The organism is Algibacter sp. L1A34 (assembly GCF_009796805.1).
Lineage (GTDB): Bacteria > Bacteroidota > Bacteroidia > Flavobacteriales > Flavobacteriaceae > Algibacter.
This window is the reverse complement of the sequence record NZ_CP047029.1, coordinates 4,105,006-4,124,360: the sequence shown is the minus strand read 5'-3', so window position 1 is coordinate 4,124,360 and position 19,355 is coordinate 4,105,006. Positions and strand designations below refer to the sequence as shown.

Sequence of the window (19,355 nt, the reverse complement as noted above, 5' to 3'; positions counted from 1 at the left end):
ATGAGTAATAGAAAAAACCTAATAAAAATATTTGCTTTACTACTTTTAGTAAGTCTTTCATCTTGTAAAGAGAATGAAAAAAAAGAAGTTGTTAAAGAAGAGACTAAAAAGCCAAACATACTTTTCTTATTTACAGATGATCAAAGAGGAGGTACAATAGGTGCAATGGATAAGTACAATGTTCAAACACCTAATATGGATCAATTGGTTGATAATGGAACATCATTTACAAATTCATACATTTTAGGAGCAACAACTGCTGCTGTTTGTTCTCCAAGTAGAGCTATGTTAATGACAGGTCGTCATTATTTTAATATTGAACCCAATGTTTATGCACAATTTGCTTTTCCGAAGGAAGAAAAAGGACAAAGCGATAAACTAACTTTTCCAGAATATTTTAAAGCCAATGGATATAAAACGTTTGCAACAGGAAAACAGCATAATGGTGAGCCTTGGGTAGAACGCGGATTCGACTATGTAAAGTCCGCCTTTTTAGGAGGAATGACAACACATTACGGAACTAAAGTGAAAGATTATACTCCAGAAACAGGATGGTCTACTCCTTATAAAGACACAGAAAAATTTAGTAGTGAAGTTTTTGGTGATGCTGCCGTAGGTTTTTTAAATGATTATAAAAAAGAAGATCCATTTTTAATGTATGTTGCTTTTACAGCACCCCATGATCCACGTACACCGCCACAAGAATTTAAGGATATGTATCCAAATGAAGACATGGCGTTGCCAGAAAACTTTATGTCTCAACATCCTTTTGAAATTGCTGATGAAAAAATTAGAGATGAAGTGTTATTGCCTTTTCCAAGAACTCCCGAAGCCATTCAAAAAGAAATTTCAGATTATTATGGAATGATAACGGCTACCGATGCTCAAATTGGACGTGTTTTAAAAGCTTTAAAAGACTCAGGTAAAGCAGATAATACAATCATTGTATTGGCTGGAGACAATGGGCTTGCTTTAGGGCAACATGGTTTATTAGGAAAGCAAAATGTATATGAGCATAGTGTTAGTGTACCATTAGTATTTGTTGGGCCAAATATTCCTAAAAACAAAAAAACAGCTGCATTGGCTTACTTACATGATGTTTTTCCAACATTATGTGGTTTAACAGGTTTAGAAATTCCTGAATCTGTGCAAACAGAAGATTTAACGCCTGTTATAGAAGGTGATGCTAAAGAAGTTAGAACGAGTATGCTTTATGCTTATAACTCTTGGCCAGGTGAAGCTTTTAAACCAAATATAAATAATCATGGTGGGCACAGAGCGGTCCGTAAAGGGGAATTTAAATTAATAGTAAGTTCAAAAAATGACAACTACACTTATCAATTATTTAATATTAAAAATGACCCTTGGGAATTAATTAATCTAATTGAAGATGAAAACTATAATAATGTAAAAGAAGATTTAATATTAGAGTTAGAAAAATTAATAAAAGAAACAGGTGATCTTGCTGATTTAACTAAAAAAGAATTTGGACTTTTTGATCATCCAGAAGATTATAATTTTAAAAAATAATGAATTTAAGTTATTTATTTAAAAATAAGCTTCAAAAAACAGTTGTATTCAACTTGTTTTTTGTGGGTTTATTAGTTTTTTCTAATATTAAAAAGGCTAACGCTCAAGAAAAAGAATTGTCTTGGGATGAGCTAGCCAACCAATACGAATGTCCAGAGTGGTTTAGAGATGCTAAGTTTGGTATTTGGTTTCATTGGGGTCCACAAAGTGTGCCTGAGCAAGGTGGTGGCTGGTATGCACGCCATATGTATATGAAAGATGTTGGTAAGCAGAAGTTTGGTAAAATGGCCAATTCTTATCATTTACAAACCTACGGGCATCCTTCAGAATTCGGGTTTAAAGATGTTATTAACGAATGGAAAGCCGAAAATTTTGATGCACAAGAGCTAATTGATTTTTCAAAAGAAAATGGCGCTAAATATATTGTTGCTTTAGCAAACCATCATGACCATTTCGATTTGTTTAATTCTACATATCACGAATGGAACTCTGTAAATGTAGGTCCTAAAAAAGATGTTATTGGCGAGTTTGAAAAGGCTACACGTAACGCAGGTTTAAAGTTCGGCGTTACTAGCCATGACGACCGTTTTCTTAACTGGTGGAAACCGGCTTTTGGAGCAGATAAAGAAGGTAAATATGCAGGTGTGCCTTATGATGCTCGTTTAACTAAAGCAGATGGTAAAGGACTTTGGTGGGAAGGTTTAGATCCTAAAAATTTATATGGTCCAGTACCAGAAGATCGTACACCAGAAATTATTGAAGATATTAAGAAGAACTGGTTAAAACGCCATATTGAACTGGTAGCAAATTACAAACCAGATCTATTATATAATGATGGCTTTAACTTTACGTATGGTGATTACGGTAAAGAAGTTACTCGTAAACTTTATAATAATAGCTTAAAAGAAAATGGCAAAATAGATGCTGTAATGCTTTTAAAAAGACAAGCAAAAGGAACCGTTAATGAAGTAGAATCTGGCGGTAGTAATACCTTAAGAGCATATCCTTGGCAATCGGAAATTACGTTTACCGATTGGTTTTATAAAAAAGATCGTCACCTAACTCATAATGCCCGTACAATTTTAGAAATGCTAATTGAAGCCGTTAGTAAAAACGGAAATTTGCTTTTAAGTATGGAACTAAATCCTGATGGTACCATTCCGCATGAAATTAAAAAGAGTGTAAAAATTGTTGGCGATTGGCTTAAAATTAATGGCGAAGCTATTTATGGTACTAGACCATGGACTGTTTATGGTGATGGTAAAAGTGTTCGAGGTGAAGATGTTGAAACTGTTGAAGGAGAATTACGTAATGCTACAGAATCTCAAAAACACGGCGAGCATTTTAACCAACGTACAACAGCAACACCTGCTTTTGCTCACGACGAAGTGCGTTACACAACCAAAGGAGACGATTTCTATATTATAGTAATGAATCCAAAAGGCGGTGAATTCTTAATTCCTTCATTTGGAAAATCTAGTGAATTTAGTCCAGGAAGATTAAAAAGTTTAACGCAACTATACGACGGTAGAAAAGTAACTTTTAAGCAAACCAATAATGGTTTAGCTATTAATATGCCTGCGGTTAATGGCGATAGTTATCCAGTAGTTTTAAAGGCAAAATTTAAATAAAAATTATGTGCAAAATCTATCTGTTTTGGATATTGATATTTCATTGCTGTTTTGGTATAGCTCAAGAAAGCATGCCATATTTAGAGACATCATTATCTTTTGATGAGCGTGTAGACGACTTAGTTTCTAGAATGACTTTAGAGGAGAAAGTAGCACAAATGATGAATGATGCTCCTGCTATTCCAAGATTAAAAGTACCAGCACATGAATATTGGAATGAGTGTTTACACGGTGTAGCACGTGCTGGTAAAGCCACGGTTTTCCCTCAGGCTATTGGTTTAGCCGCAACTTTTGATACCGATTTAATTTACAATGATGCCGTAGTAATTTCAGATGAAGCGCGTGCTAAACACCATGAGGCTTTAAGAAATAACTCATTTAAAAGGTATGAAGGGTTAACTTACTGGACACCAAACGTAAATATTTTTCGTGATCCACGTTGGGGACGCGGACAAGAAACTTATGGTGAAGATCCTTATTTAACCTCTCGTATGGGTGTTAATTTTGTAAAAGGTATGCAAGGTAATGATCCAAAATATTTGAAACTAGTTGCAACTCCAAAGCATTTTGCAGTACATAGCGGTCCTGAACCTGAAAGACATTTTTTTGATGCCACAACTACAGAACGTGATTTATATGATACTTATTTACCGGCGTTTGAAGCGACTATTGTAGAAGGGAAAGCTTATTCTATCATGGCTGCTTATAACAGATATATGGGTAAACCATGTTGTGCAAGTCATCAATTATTAGATGACATTTTAAGAAAAGATTGGGGTTTTAAAGGTTACGTTGTTTCAGATTGTAATGCCATAAGAGATATACACGATTATCATAACTACGTAGATTCTAAAGAAGCCGCTGCAGCAGTGGCAGTTTTAGCCGGAACAGATTTAAACTGTGGTTCGCGTTACGAATATTTAATAAGTGCTGTAGCTAAAAAAGATATAACCGAAGACGAAATAGACGTCTCTTTAAAAAGAGTACTAAAAGCCCGTTTTAAATTAGGAATGTTCGACCCTGAAGAGATGGTACCGTACGCAAGTATTCCTATGAGTGTAGTAAGTTCTGAAAAACACAGAGCTTTAGCTTTAGAAACAGCTCAGAAATCTATTGTTTTATTAAAGAACAAGAATAATACTTTACCATTAAAGAAAGATGTAAAATCTATTGCTGTTATTGGTCCTAATGCAAATAATTTAGAAGTGCTTTTAGGAAACTATAATGGGTTTCCGTCTCAATACTTCACACCTTTAGAAGGGGTGAAAAATAAAGTATCTAAAGATACAGAAATTTATTATGAAGCAGGCACTGAATTAATTTCTAAAGAGCCGGCAATGTCTTTAATTTCTAATGAGTTTTTGAGTTTCGAAACTGAAAACGGACTTCAAGCTAAGTATTATAATAATCATGATTTTTTAGGAACGCCTTTACTTATAAGAATTGAAGAGGGTATAAACTCAAACTGGAATTCTAATCCCATAAATGGATTGAATAAAGAAAAATTCGCGGTCGAATATACAGGAACAATTAAAGTAGATGTTTCGGGAGATTATCAATTAGGACTTCAAAGTAATAAAGGTTTTACATTAGCTATCGATAGTAAAATAATAATTGATAATACAAAAGATTTAAAAAAACGAATTGTAAAAGAAACTACGTATTTAGAAAAAGGAAAGGCGTATCAAGTTTCAATTAAATATTTACATGAAGGCTATCCTGCAAAATTAAAATTAATGTGGGCTACGCCCGAAAAAACTTCATTTGAAAAAGCTATTGAATTAGCTAAGAAATCTGAAGTTGTTGTTTTTGTTGGAGGAATTTCCCCTGGCGTAGAAGGTGAGCAGATGCCAGTAAATTCTAAAGGTTTCAAAGGTGGTGATAAAACGGATATTCAATTACCAGAAGTACAAAAGGAGTTATTAAAAGCATTACACGAAACAGGAACACCTGTTGTTTTAGTATTGCTTAACGGTAGTGCTTTAGCCGTAAACTGGGAGAATGATAATTTATCAGCTATTGTAGAAGCTTGGTATCCAGGAGAACTTGGCGGTAATGCGATTGCAGATGTACTTTTTGGAGATTACAATCCGTCTGGTAGATTACCAATAACATTTTACAAATCAATAAAAGAGTTGTCTCCCTTCGTAAATTATAGTATGAAAGGCCGAACGTATAGATATTTTGAAGGTGAAGCATTATATCCTTTTGGTTTTGGATTAAGTTACGCTCAGTTTAATTATGAAAATATAAAATTAAAGAATAAAAAAATAAAGACTAATGGGTCAACATCGGTAAGTATAGATGTTACCAATGTTGGAAAAATTAAGGGAGAAGAAGTTGTTCAACTTTATATAAAAGATTTGGAAAGTAAAGAAGTAAGACCTTTAAAAAGCCTAAGAGGTATTAGACGTGTTTCATTAAATCCAAATGAGACAATTCGAGTAAAATTCACTATTAAACCAGAAGATTTAGCCTTTTATAATTTTAAAGAAAATAAGCAGGTTGTAGAGCCAGGATTGTTTAAAATAGGAATAGGAAAGTCTTCTAATGAATTAATAAATATTAATTTAGACGTCATAAATTAAAATTAAAACCAAATGGAAAAAAGTAGATCATTTTATTTAGGAATTTTTGCACTATGCCTCTTTGTTTTTACGAGTTGTAAAAATAAAACGGAGGTTAAAAAAGAAGCAAAAGATACAAGGCCCAATATCTTGTATATTATGGCAGATGATAATACATCGCAGGCCTTAGGTATATATGGAGGTATATTAAAAGATTATGTACATACACCAAATATTCAACGTTTAGCTACAGAAGGCGCGGTATTAGATAACTGTTTGGTGTCTAATTCACTTTGTACACCAAGTAGAGCTACCGTTCTTACGGGGCAATATAGCCATATAAATGGTGTAACAACTTTAGGTGCAGGTTTGCCAACAGGTCATAAAACTATTGCTGGTGTTTTGCAAAGAGGCGGGTATCAAACTTCTATATTAGGTAAATGGCATATGAAGCAAGAGCCTACAGATGAGTTTGATTATTATTGCGTTTTGCCAGGACAAGGTAGATATTGGGACCCAATTTTGAAAACAAAAGAGAACTGGAAAGATTATGATGAAGGTGGGAAAGTATACGAAGGATATAGTACCGATGTTATTACTGGTTTGACTATTGACTGGATGGAAAATCGGGATAAATCGAAGCCGTTTATGGCTATGTGTAATTTTAAAGCAACACATGAACCTTTTGATTACCCTGAGCGTTTTAGTCACTTATATAAAGATGTTGATATCCCTGTGCCTTCTACATTTTACGACGAAGGACCAGATACAACAGGAAGATCTTTTAATGGCCAATCTATTGATAGTTTAAAGACCAGATATTTGGTAGCTTCAAAAGATCCTGATAATGTGCCTGGATATATGCAATACCCTGGATTACCTTTTGATGTAGACGGTTTAGATAGAATGGAGTCGCGTTATAAAACATACCAAAAATATGTGAAAGATTTTATGCGTTGTGGAGCAGCTATTGATGATAACATTGGTAAATTATTAAAATATTTAGAAGAATCTGGCTTAGCAGAAAATACGATTGTAATTTATACTGCAGATCAAGGATATTTTTTGGGAGAACATGGTTTTTTTGATAAACGTTTAATTTATGAAGAGTCTATCCATATGCCTTTTGTTATTCGTTACCCAAAAGAAATTCCAGCTGGAACTCGTAATTCTGATTTGATAGAAAATGTAGATTTCTCTGCCTTATTTGCAGATTATGCAGGTCTTGAATATCCTAAAGACATGCAAGGACATAGTTTTAGAGAAAATTTAAAAGGAAACACATCTTCAGACTGGCGTAAATACGGATACTATCGTTATTGGGATCATACCAAAGATCGTCCAGGTCACTTTGGAATTAAAGGAAAACAATACACTTTGTCATTTTCTTATGGACATGCATACAAGGTAAATGGTTATACCAAAGAAAATGCACCAAAAAAGTATTGGGATTTCTTTGATTTGGAGAAAGATCCTCTTCAAATTCATAATGGTTATTACGATCCAGAATATCAAGATATTATTAAAGAGTTGAAGAATGAAATTTTAAATCAAAGAGTTGCTTTAGGAGATTTAGATACAGATCACCCTGAAGTTCTTGCAGCAATTGATGCACATTGGAATGATTAAGATTAAAAACATGTTAAAATTTGTAGTTGCAATAAGTTGCTTTTGCTTGTCCGTGAACCACGGACAAGCTCAAGGAGCTCATAAATTATCTTATGAGTCTCCTGCTGAAAAATGGACCGAAGCTTTACCTATAGGAAATGGTAGCCTTAGCGCTATGATTTTTGGTGGTGTTTCCGAAGAACATATTCAGTTTAACGAAGAAACACTTTGGGCAGGAAAACCACATGATTATGCACATAAAGGGGCTTATAAATATTTAGATACTATTCGCCAATTATTAAAAGATGGCAAACAAGTAGATGCTCAAAACTTAGCGATGCAAGAGTTTATGAGCACGCCTTTAAAACAAAAGCCTTACCAACCTTTTGGTGATATTTACATTGCTTTTAAAGGTCATGAAAACTATAAAAATTACACACGGGAACTAAACATAGAAGAAGCTATTAGCAAAGTTTCTTATTCTGTAAATGGCGTTGATTTTAAAAGAGAAGTCTTCTCTAGTTACCCATCTCAAATTATTGCTATTAATCTAACTTCGAGTAAGTCTAAAGCTCTTAATTTCGATTTATGGTTAGATGCCCTTCACGAAGATAAAACGTTAGAAACCTTTGGAAATACACAAACCTTAAAGGTTCAAGTTAAAGATGGAGCACTAAGAGGTGTTGCTACTTTAAACATTAAAACTAATGGTACTATTGAAACTGTAAACGGGAAACTTCAAATTTCGAATGCATCAAAAGCAACCATATATTTAACAGCAGCAACCAACTATATTAAATATGATGATGTTTCGGGAAATCCTGAAAAAATCACTCAAAAAACTTTAGCAGATGTTGCTTCAGAAAATTACAAAAAAGTAAAAAAGAAACATCTAAAAGATTATCAATCTCTGTATAATCGTTTTGATATTGATTTTGGTGATAATGGAAAATCGGCAAACACCACCGATAAACGTATTTTCGACTTCTGGAAAAACCCAAGCGATCCGGAATTAATTGCACTTTACGTGCAATATGCTCGTTATTTAATGATAGCCAGTAGTCGTCCCGGAACTAAACCGCCAACATTACAAGGTATTTGGAATGATAAATTAACACCACCATGGTTTAGCAGTTATACCACTAATATTAATTTAGAAATGAATTATTGGCCAGTAGAAATTGCCAACTTAAGTGAATGTCATGAACCGCTTTTCGATTTTATAAAAGACGTTTCTGAAACCGGAAAAAACGTGGCTAAAGAACATTATGGCGCTAAGGGTTGGAATGTACACCATAACGTTGATATTTGGAGAGGTGCTGCACCGGTAAACCACTCTAATCACGGACTTTGGTTATCTGGTAGTGCTTGGCTTTGTTCTCATATTTGGGAACACTATTTATTTACAAAAGATGAAACTTTTTTAAAGAATAACTATACTTTAATGAAAGAATCGGCGCAATTTTATACCGATTTTTTAGTAGAAGATCCAAAAACGGGTTACCTAATAAGTACACCATCTACATCGCCAGAAATTGGTGGTCTAGTGGCTGGGCCAACTATGGATCATCAAATAATAAGAGCACTTTTTAAAAGTGTAGTTGAAGCGTCTTCAATATTAAAAACAGATGAAGCTTTCGCTGAAAAATTAACAGCTATGATTCCTAAAATTGCGCCAAACCAAATAGGTAAATATGGGCAATTACAAGAATGGTTGGAAGATAAAGATAACCCAGAAAGTCATCACAGACATGTATCGCATTTATGGGCAGTATATCCAGGAAGTGAAATAAATTATGAAGAGACTCCAGAATTAATGAAGGCTGCAAAACAATCTTTAGAATTTCGAGGAGATAACGGAACAGGTTGGAGTTTAGCTTGGAAAGTTAATTTCTGGTCTCGTTTTAAAGATGGCAACCGCGCTTATAAATTATTGAATGTATTATTAAGTCCAGCAGAAATTCCTGAACGAAAAATAAGAGGTGGGTCTTATCCCAATCTTTTTGATGCGCATCCACCATTCCAAATTGATGGTAACTTCGGTGGCGCTTCGGGTATCTTAGAAATGTTACTACAAAGTCATTTAGACAAAATAGAATTATTACCTGCTTTACCAGATGCTTTAGCCGATGGAGAAGTAAAAGGTATTGTTGCTAGAGGTGGTTTTGAGTTGTCGTTTGAATGGGGAAATTCAGAATTAAAAACGGTAAGTGTTCTATCTAAAAAAGGACAGTCTTGTAAATTGGTTTATAAGGATAAAGAAATAGAATTTAAAACAGAAGCAGGAAAAGCGTATGCGTTTGATGGCTTTTTAAATAAAAAATAAGAAGTTAAAATCACAGCATTTATGAAGTTTATAATAGGTATCATAATAGCATTTATTAGTTGTAATCTTAGTCTATTTGCGCAAGAAAAACAACCTAAGCCTAACGTGATTATATTTTTTACAGACGATCAAGGGTATCAGGATGTTGGTGTATTTGGTTCTCCATTAATTAAAACGCCAAACCTAGATAAAATGGCTGCTGAAGGTATTAAATTTACAGATTTTTACGCAGCTTCTTCTGTATGTTCACCATCAAGAGCTGCTTTACTTACCGGTTCTTATCCACCACGAGTTGGAGTGCCAGATGTGTTTTGGCCAAATTTACCAGGTGGTTTATCAAATAAAGAAATGACTATTGCCGATATGCTTAAAACAGAAGGTTATGCCACGGCTTGTATAGGGAAATGGCATTTGGGAGATGAAGAACAATATTTACCAACCTCTCAAGGTTTCGATTCATACTATGGCATTCCGTTTAGTAATGATATGTCTGTTAATCCAAAATCAAAAGTTTCTAAAGATATTGTTTTCAGAGAAGGGATGACTATCGATAGTCTTCGTCAAGTAAAATGGAGAGGGAGACGCGTACCTTTATTAGAACAAAACGAGGTTATTGAATATCCTGTAGATCAATCGTCAATAACACAACGATATACTGAAAAAGCGGTAGAATTTATTACAGAGAATAAAGACAAACCATTCTTTTTATACTTAGCGCAAACCATGCCGCATGTCCCTTTATATGCTTCTCCTAAGTTTAAAGGAAAAAGTGCAAGAGGATTATATGGTGATGCTGTTGAGGAAATAGATTGGAGTATGGGAACTATTTTAGAAACCTTAAAATCTTTAGGATTAGATGAAAATACATTGGTTGTTTTTACTTCGGATAATGGACCTTGGGATTTAAAAGATAAGCAAGGCGGAAGTGCATTACCATTGAGAGGTTTTAAATCTCAAACTTTAGAAGGAGGCATGCGTGTACCGATGATAGCGCAGTGGAAAGGAAAAATAAAAGAAGGACTTGTTTCTAATGAAGTTGCATCAACAATAGATTTGTTGCCAACCATAGCACATTTAACAGGGGCTAAAATGTCGGATAAACCTATGGATGGGAAAAATATTTGGCCTTTACTCTCTGGAGTAGAAAAAGCAAAATCCCCACACGAAAAAGATGGGTTTTATTATTATTTAAAAAATGAACTTCAAGCTGTTAGAAAAGGCGATTGGAAATTGCGTATTACAAAGGATTGTGTAGCGCTATATAACCTTAGAGATGATATTTCTGAAAGTAAAAATGTCGCAGCAGCTAATCCGAAAATTGTAAAAAAATTACAAAAGATGATGACGGCGTTTGATGAAGATTTGAAAAAAAACCAACACCAGTTTAATTAAAATATAGATGAAGAGAATTAGTAACATCAAAACGGTTTTAGTATTAGTGTGTTTAGGAGGAATCTTAACAGTATCGCTAGCGTTTTCCGCTAAAAAAGACCCACCTTATAAAAACCCGAAATTACCAGTAGCGGAACGCGTAAGCGATTTGTTGAGTAGAATGACTTTAGAAGAGAAGTTCTGGCAAATGTTTATGATTCCTGGAGATTTAAAAATTGGGAAAGATAAATTGAAGCATGGTATATTCGGATTTCAAATTTCGTCAAAAGGATTGAATGATAATGCAGCTGAACAGATTATGGACTATGGTTCTACAGGAACTGCAGCTAATATGGCTAATGAAATTAATGAGCTTCAAAAGTACTTTTTAGAAGAAACACGTTTAGGTATTCCTATCATTCCTTTTAACGAAGCGCTGCACGGTTTAGCTCGTGATGGAGCAACAACTTTTCCGCAAGCTATTGCTTTAGCATCTACTTGGGATACGGATTTAGTTGGTGAAGTAGCAAGTGCTATTACTAAAGAAACTAAAACAAGAGGTATTCGTCAAATACTATCCCCTGTTTTAAATATTGCTCGCGATGTACGTTGGGGCCGTGTGGAAGAAACTTATGGGGAAGACCCATATTTAACCTCTAGAATGGGTGTGTCATTTATCAGTCAGTTCGAAAAAGCAGGAGTCATTACAACGCCAAAACATTTTGTAGCTAATGTTGGTGCTGGTGGTCGTGATAGCTACCCAATTAGTTTTAATGAGCGTTTGCTAGAAGAAATTTATTTTCCAGCGTTCAAAGCTGTTTTTAAGGAAGCAGGTGCTCGTTCGGTTATGACATCTTATAATTCATTAGACGGTACACCTTGTACATCTAACGAATGGTTATTACGTACGAAGCTTAAAGAAGAATGGGGTTTTAATGGCTTTGTTATTTCTGATGCTGGTGCTACAGGTGGTGCTAATGTTCTACATTTTACAGCCGCTAATTATGCCGAAGCTACAGAAGATGCTGTTGAAGCTGGCTTAGATGTTATGTTCCAAACCAATTATAACCACTACCCATTATTTTGGGAAGCTTACGAGAACGGTATGGTAGATATTAAAGCGATTGATGAAGCGGTAAGTAGAATCTTGACAGCTAAGTTTGAGTTAGGTTTATTCGAAGATCCTTATGTAGATGCAAAACAAGCAGCAGTATGGAATGGACATAAATCACACCGAGAGTTGGCTAAAAAAGCGGCTTCAAAATCAATGGTGTTATTAAAGAATACTAATGACGTTTTACCAGTTAAAAAATCTACAAAAAAAGTGGCACTTATTGGTCATGATGTAAAAACGGTTAGATTAGGTGGTTATAGCGGACCAGGAAACGATTTAGTTTCTATGTACGATGGTGTTGCTAACAAAATTGGAGCACAAAATATTGAATATGCAAAAGGTGTTGCATTAACAGAAGTAAAATACAAGCCTATAGCATCTGTTAATTTATCTACAATTAAAGATGGTAAAAAAGTAGCAGGTTTAAAAGGTGATTATTTTGATAATATTAAATTAAGCGGCACACCAAAAGTGGAACGTATTGACAAGAAAGTAAGTTTTGGGTGGACACTGTTTTCACCTCATGAAGATTTGGCTTACGATTGGTTCTCTGTGCGATGGACAGGAAAAATAAAAGCGACTAAAACAGGTGTTTTTAATGTTGGTATTGAAGGGAACGATGGTTACCGCATGTATTTAGGTGGTAAATTGATTATTGATAACTGGCAAAAACAATCGTACAATACAATTTTAAAAGAATTTTCTTTTGAAAAAGGTAAAGAATACGATGTGAAAATTGAATTCTACGAATCTGCTGGAAATGCAAAATTCAAATTAGTTTGGGATGCCGATGTTCAAGATGCATGGGAACAAGAAATAGCTGATGCCGTTGCTGTAGCAGAAAAAAGTGATGTTGCTGTGGTTTTTGCAGGAATTCACGAAGGGGAATTTAGAGACCGTGCGTTATTGGCTTTACCTGGTCACCAAGAAGCACTTATTAAAGCAGTAGCTAAAACAGGAAAACCTACCGTAGTTGTCTTAGTTGGTGGTAGCGCGATTACCATGGCGAACTGGATTAATGATGTGGACGGTATTATTATGGCTTGGTATGCTGGAGAAAATGGAGGAAATGGTTTTGCAGATATTCTTTTTGGAGATGAAAACCCTGCAGGACGTTTACCTATAACATTCCCCGTAGATGAAGCACAATGTCCGTTATATTATAACAACAAACCAACAGGTAGAGGTGATAACTATCACAATTTAACAGGTCAGCCATTATTTCCTTTTGGTTACGGTTTAAGTTATACATCTTTTGAATATTCAAATTTAGAATTCAGTAAAAATAATATTGCACCAACGGAAACTGTACGGGTTACTTGTACGGTTAGAAATAATGGTTCTGTTGCTGGCGATGAGGTTGTGCAATTATATATCCGTGATGAATTAGCTTCAGTATCTCGTCCAATAAAAGAATTAAAAGGCTTTACACGTATCAACTTAAAGGCTGGAGAATCTCAAAAAGTGACTTTCGAATTAGGCCCAGATGAGTTGTCTATGTTAGATAAAGATTTAAAAAGATTAGTAGAAGCTGGTGATTTTAGAATTATGATTGGAGCATCATCAAAAGATATTCGTTTAAGAGAAATTTTAACTGTAAAATAAGTAAAGTATAATGAAAAATATAAAAGCACTTGTATTAATAGCTTTAGTAGCATTTTCATCTTGTAAAGAAGAAGAGAAAGGTTTAACTGTTGCATGGGTTAGCAGTACTGAAGATACAGTTTGGAATACAAAAACATACAATCAAAGCGTAGAAGAGATAGCTTCAGATGTTGTTATTGATATCGATACAGAAGCACAAGAACAAGAAATTACTGGTTTTGGTGGTTGTTTTAATGAGTTAGGTTGGGATGCTTTAGGTATGATAACTCCAGAAGAGAAACAACAAATTTTAAACGATTTATTTAATCAAGAAACAGGATCTAAATTTAACTTATGTAGAATGCCTATTGGTGCTAATGATTATGCCGTAGATTGGTATAGTTTTAATGAAACTGAAGGTGATTTTGCCATGGAGAACTTTTCTATTGATAGAGATAAAAAACGTTTAATTCCATATATAAAAGAAGCACAAAAAATTAACCCAGATGTTGCTGTTTGGGCGTCGCCTTGGTGTCCGCCTTCATGGATGAAGCATAGCAAACATTATGCGTGTAAAGCAAACCCTGAATTTAATGATTTGCCTTTAGAATTAAGTAATACAGAAGAATTGGTGTCTCGTTTTATAACAGAACCAGAATATTTTGAAGCCTATGCTTTATACTTTTCAAAATTTGTTCAAGCTTACGCTAAAGAAGGTATAGATATAAGTGCAGTGCATGTTCAGAATGAATATAATTCGGCTCAAAATTTTCCATCATGTGTTTGGGATCCTAAAGATTTAGGGGTTTTCATCGCAGATTATTTAGGCCCTAAATTTAAAGCAGATAAATTAGATGCTGAAATTTGGTTAGGTACTGTAGAGCGTCCTCAAATTGAGCGTGTAGAAGATGTTTTAGAATATAAAAACACAAAAGAATATGTAACAGGTGTTGGTTTTCAATGGGCAGGAAAAGGCGCTATTGAATCTGTACATGCTGAATATCCAGAAATGCAATTAATGCAAACAGAAACAGAATGTGGTGATGGTTCTAACGATTGGAAAGCTGCAGAGCATACTTTCGACCTTATGAAACATTATTTTAAAAACGGTGCAAATTCTTATATGTACTGGAATATGGTTTTAGATGAAACAGGAAAAAGCCAATGGGGTTGGAAACAAAACTCAATGATTTCTATTGATAGTAAAACAAAAGGGATTACATACAATCCTGAATTTTACTTAATGAAACATTTAAGCGCTTTTGTAGCACCAGGATCTGTGAAATTAGCAACAAAAGGGAATGATGATAATGCCATTGTATTTTACAATAAAGTAAAAAACGAAGTTGTTATTCTGGCGTATAATAGTGCTGAAGAAAATCAAGAATTTCAATTTAATATTAAAGATAAAAAAGTAAGGACTTTATTAGAAGCCAAATCTTTTAACACTTTAACTGTTAGTTTATAAAATTTTATAAAGATGAATAGAAGAAGTTTTGTAAAGTATTTAGGAGCAACATCTATTTTTATAGGTGCTACTTCTTGTGCTTCAATTAATTTTTTTGGTAATAATTACGATGAAGAAACATCTAGAGAAGCATGGAAAAAACTTGCTGATAAAGGAGAGGCTTTTAAGTATGTAAATCCGAATAAAAAACTTCCAAATATATTGCTTTATGGTGATTCAATTTCTATTGGTTATACGCCAACTGTAAGGCAAGGGTTAGTAAATAAGGCTAATGTTTTTAGAATTTATAGTAATGGTCAGTCTAGTGATAGATTCATTCCTAAAATGAAAAAACTTAAAGAAACCATGTTTCAACCGTATTTAAAGGGTGGCTGGGATTTTAATTGGGACGTGATTCATTTTAACGTTGGTTTGCACGATTTAAAATATCTTAAAGATGGTAAACTTGATATAGAAAACGGAAAACAAGTAAGTAGTATCGCTGTTTATAAATCAAATTTAGATACCATTTGTAAGTACCTACAAACAGAGTTTCCAAAAGCAAAATTGATTTTTGCTACCACAACAGCCGTTCCTGAAGAAGGGGCAGATGGTAGAATTTCTGGAGATAGTATAACGTATAATACCGCGGCATTAGAAGTGTTGGCAAATTATCCATCTATTCAAATTAACGATTTGTATGCTTTTACAAAACCCAATGCAAAAGATTGGCATATAAAACCGCATAATGTGCATTATAATACTTTAGGAAAAAAAGCACAAGGAAAACAGGTAACAAAAATTATTACAGAAAATTTATAAGTATGAATAAAATAGTATTTTTTATATCAATTTTTCTCTTTTCTATATTAGTAAAGGCCCAAGAGAATACATTTATTCCACAACCAGAATCTGTCGTGTTTACTTCAGGAGGGTTTCATTTAAATAGCGATACTAAAGTATATGTACCTTCAAAATATATTACAGATTTACAATCTATTGTTACTTCAGAATTGGCTAAGGATACAGGTTTAGATATCTCTATTCATAAGGGTAAAACAAAAGTAAATTCAAATTATATACTTTTTCAGAAAGTTAAAGATGCTTCTATAGATCCTGAAGGTTATGTTTTAGAAATTTCAACAGAAAAAATCATTATTAAAGCGAAAGATTATGCAGGTTTATTTAACGGTTTTCAAACGTTAAGACAAGCTATTCCTGTTGGGGCAAATGGAGCAACTGCAATTCCAAGTATGATGGTGACTGATAATCCGCGTTTTCATTGGAGAGGTGTTTTATTAGATGTATCGCGTCATTTTCAAACGAAAGCATTTGTGTTAAAGCAAATCGATGTTTTGTCTTCATATAAAATAAATATTTTTCACTTGCATTTAACCGATGATCAAGGTTGGAGAATTGAAATTAAAAAATATCCAAACCTAACGAAAAAAGGAGCTTGGAGAGCAGATAGAACAGGAATAGCTTGGTGGAGTAGAGAACATGCTACTGCAGATGAACCCAAAACGGTTGGCGGTTTTTACACACAAGAAGATTTAAAAGATATTATCGCTTATGCTAAAACTAGAAATGTAGAAATTATACCAGAAATAGATGTTCCTGCGCACAGTAAAGCTTTAATAGCAGCGTACCCACATTTATTTTGTTATGATGAGGTACCAGAAGGTGTGAATTTTGAAGTTGCCGTTGGTGGTAAAGCACCTGACAATGCACTTTGTGCTGGTAAAGAAACAACCTATGAATTTCTTGAAGACGTGATTAAAGAAGTCGCTGCATTATTTCCATCAAACTATTTACATATTGGAGGAGATGAGTGTAACAAAAGCAATTGGAAAAAATGTCCACATTGCCAAAAAGTTAAAGAAGATAACAACTTAAAAGACGAAGAAGAGTTACAAAGTTATTTTATACAGAGAATGCATAAAATTGTAACTGCTCAAAACAAAACTATGATTGGTTGGGATGAGGTTTTAAGTGGTAATGGTGTTAAAGGTGCAACTATTATGGCGTGGCGTAGAGGTAAACACACACCAGAATTGCAAGCTCCAAGAGAAGGCTACCCAACAATAATGACGTCTTACTTGCATTCTTATATTAGCCGCGTTCAAGGGCCAACCATTATGGAGCCAGAAGGGCCAAATTCAGTATTGCCTTTATCAGTAGTTTATAATCATGAACCTGTTCCAGAAGAATTAACTCCGGAAGAAGCGCGTTTAGTTTTAGGGAATCAAGCCTCTTTATGGGGAGAATTTACACCAACTGAAGAACATTTTGAATACATGTTATACCCAAGAACTTTAGCTAGTGCCGAAGTATCTTGGAGCAATCCAAAAGTTAAAAATTGGGAGCGTTTTCAACATGCCTTAGAAACATCTCATTTTGAGCGGTTAAAACGAGAAGATGTCAATGTTGCTAAGAGTTTATTTACTGTATATCCAGCATTTGGAATAGACCAATTACACAGTAAAGCGATTGTGTATTTAGAAACTGAAGCTGTTGGTTACGATATTTATTATACCACAAATGGTGATGATCCAACCATAAAAGCAACTAAATATGAAGGTGATTTTACAGCAACACCAAAATCACTTTTAAAAGCAGGTTTGTTTAATAAAACAGGTGATTTATTAGGAGAAATAACGGAAATAAGATTAAAATAATAAAAATGAGAACTTTAAAATTAATAGTATCATTTGTGTTGGTTACAGCGTATGCATCGGCACAACAAAAACCAAATATACTTTACATCATTTGTGATGATTTAGGCTATGGAGATGTACAAGTTTTAAATCCAGAAAGAGGAAAGATTTTAACACCAAAAATTGATGCTTTTGCAAAAGAATCTATGACGTTTACCGATGCGCATTCGGCTTCAGCAGTTTGTACGCCATCGCGATATGCTATTTTAACCGGGCGTTATTCTTGGCGTTCAAGGTTACAGCATGGTGTTTTAGCTAGTGGAGATGAATTAGAGCCTTTAATAGCAGAAGATTTAATGACCGTTCCAAAAATGCTTAAAAAAGCGGGATATAAAACAGCAGCTATTGGTAAGTGGCATCTTGGATTTAAATTTATTGATGATGAGGGAAACCCCGTTCAGGTTTACGATGGTAAAAAAGTTGTAGGCCCAGCAATTGGATCAACGGTGCCAAACGGGCCAGTTTCACGCGGTTTCGATTCTTATATTGGTTTTCACCATTCTAGAGTTATGCAAACAGTGATTGAAGATGATAAAGTAGTCGATAAAATGCCACCAATAAAAATGTTACAATTTTTGGGTGATCATGCAGAAGGTTATATAACAAAGGCATCTAAAACAGAAGAACCTTTCTTTATGTATTTAGCGTTAAATTCTCCACATAGTCCGGTTGTACCTTCTGAAGCTTGGCAAGGTAAAAGTGGTATGGGTGCTTACGCAGATTTTGTTATGGAAACCGATGATGTTGTGGGGCGTGTACTTGAGGCTTTAGAAAAAAATGGGATAGCAGAGAATACATTAGTTTTCTTTACAAGTGATAATGGCTGTTCTGCTCCTGTTGCAAAAGCAGGGAAATTAGAGAAAGAATTCGGGCATTACCCAAGTGCGAATTTTAGAGGATATAAATCTGATATTTGGGAAGGAGCACACCGTATACCTTTTATAGTGAGATGGCCAGGGAAGATTGAAGCCAATTCTAAAAATGATAAGCTAATTTGTCAAACGAGCTTAATGGCCACTTCAGCAGAAATTGCAGGAGTAGATTTAGGAGTAAATGAAGGTGTAGACTCATATAGTATTTTACCCATGTTAGAGAATAAAAAAGCAAAAACGGATTATAATGTGGTGGTACATCATTCTATAAATGGAAAATTTTCTCTCCGTAATAAAAAATGGAAATTAGAATTAACGCCGGGTTCTGGTGGATGGAGTAGTCCAACAGATAATAAAGCTATCGATGAAAACTATCCGGATATTCAGTTGTATAATATGAAAAAAGATGTTGAAGAAACCATTAATGTGTATGATAAACATTCGAAGCTTGTTAAAAAAATGACGGCACAATTAAAAGAAATTGTTGAAAATGGAAGAACAACTTCTGGGGCGTTACAACAAAATGATGTTACTGTAGATATTTACAAAAAAGGGAAGACTGTTAAGAAATCAGGACATTAAGTATTA

11 protein-coding genes are annotated in these 19,355 nt (G+C 34.3%); all 11 read left to right on the top strand.

From position 1 onward, the window contains the following. From GQR97_RS17480 to GQR97_RS17430, 11 genes are read left to right on the top strand one after another with little or no spacing between them, the layout of a single operon-like run. Positions 1 to 1,530: a sulfatase-like hydrolase/transferase gene (locus GQR97_RS17480; protein ID WP_158850748.1), complete on the top strand. Its 1,530-nt coding sequence runs from the start codon at positions 1 to 3 to the stop codon at positions 1,528 to 1,530. After that, entirely contained in the window at positions 1,530 to 3,161 is a 1,632-nt protein-coding gene (locus GQR97_RS17475) for an alpha-L-fucosidase (protein ID WP_158850746.1), read from the top strand. The genes GQR97_RS17480 and GQR97_RS17475 overlap by 1 nt, the downstream gene beginning before the upstream one ends. Positions 3,162 to 3,166: 5 nt before the next feature. Further along, a complete protein-coding gene (locus tag GQR97_RS17470; RefSeq protein WP_158850744.1) occupies positions 3,167 to 5,749 on the top strand; it encodes a glycoside hydrolase family 3 C-terminal domain-containing protein in 2,583 nt (860 codons plus the stop codon). A 12-nt stretch (positions 5,750 to 5,761) separates the two neighbouring features. Further along, a complete protein-coding gene (locus tag GQR97_RS17465) occupies positions 5,762 to 7,357 on the top strand; it encodes a sulfatase (RefSeq protein ID WP_158850742.1) in 1,596 nt (531 codons plus the stop codon). A gap of 10 nt (positions 7,358 to 7,367) precedes the next feature. After that, positions 7,368 to 9,662 (top strand): glycosyl hydrolase family 95 catalytic domain-containing protein, encoded by a 2,295-nt coding sequence (locus GQR97_RS17460; protein ID WP_199269880.1) that lies wholly within the window; start codon positions 7,368 to 7,370, stop codon positions 9,660 to 9,662. A 21-nt stretch (positions 9,663 to 9,683) separates the two neighbouring features. Continuing rightward, the gene (locus GQR97_RS17455) at positions 9,684 to 11,054 is read left to right on the top strand and encodes a sulfatase (protein ID WP_158850738.1); all 1,371 of its coding nucleotides are present in this window, start codon (positions 9,684 to 9,686) and stop codon (positions 11,052 to 11,054) included. A gap of 7 nt (positions 11,055 to 11,061) precedes the next feature. Continuing rightward, positions 11,062 to 13,752 carry a glycoside hydrolase family 3 protein gene (locus GQR97_RS17450; protein WP_158850736.1) on the top strand — a complete coding sequence of 897 codons (2,691 nt, stop codon included), beginning with the start codon at positions 11,062 to 11,064 and terminating at the stop codon, positions 13,750 to 13,752. A gap of 10 nt (positions 13,753 to 13,762) precedes the next feature. Beyond that, positions 13,763 to 15,199, top strand: a complete 1,437-nt coding sequence (locus tag GQR97_RS17445; RefSeq protein WP_158850734.1) for a glycoside hydrolase family 30 protein — start codon at positions 13,763 to 13,765, stop codon at positions 15,197 to 15,199. A 12-nt stretch (positions 15,200 to 15,211) separates the two neighbouring features. Continuing rightward, positions 15,212 to 16,000, top strand: a complete 789-nt coding sequence (locus tag GQR97_RS17440; protein WP_158850732.1) for an SGNH/GDSL hydrolase family protein — start codon at positions 15,212 to 15,214, stop codon at positions 15,998 to 16,000. 2 nt (positions 16,001 to 16,002) lie between these two features. Then, a complete protein-coding gene (locus tag GQR97_RS17435) occupies positions 16,003 to 17,856 on the top strand; it encodes a beta-N-acetylhexosaminidase (protein ID WP_158850730.1) in 1,854 nt (617 codons plus the stop codon). A gap of 5 nt (positions 17,857 to 17,861) precedes the next feature. Further along, a complete protein-coding gene (locus GQR97_RS17430; RefSeq protein ID WP_158850728.1) occupies positions 17,862 to 19,349 on the top strand; it encodes a sulfatase family protein in 1,488 nt (495 codons plus the stop codon). Positions 19,350 to 19,355: the final 6 nt, after the last annotated feature.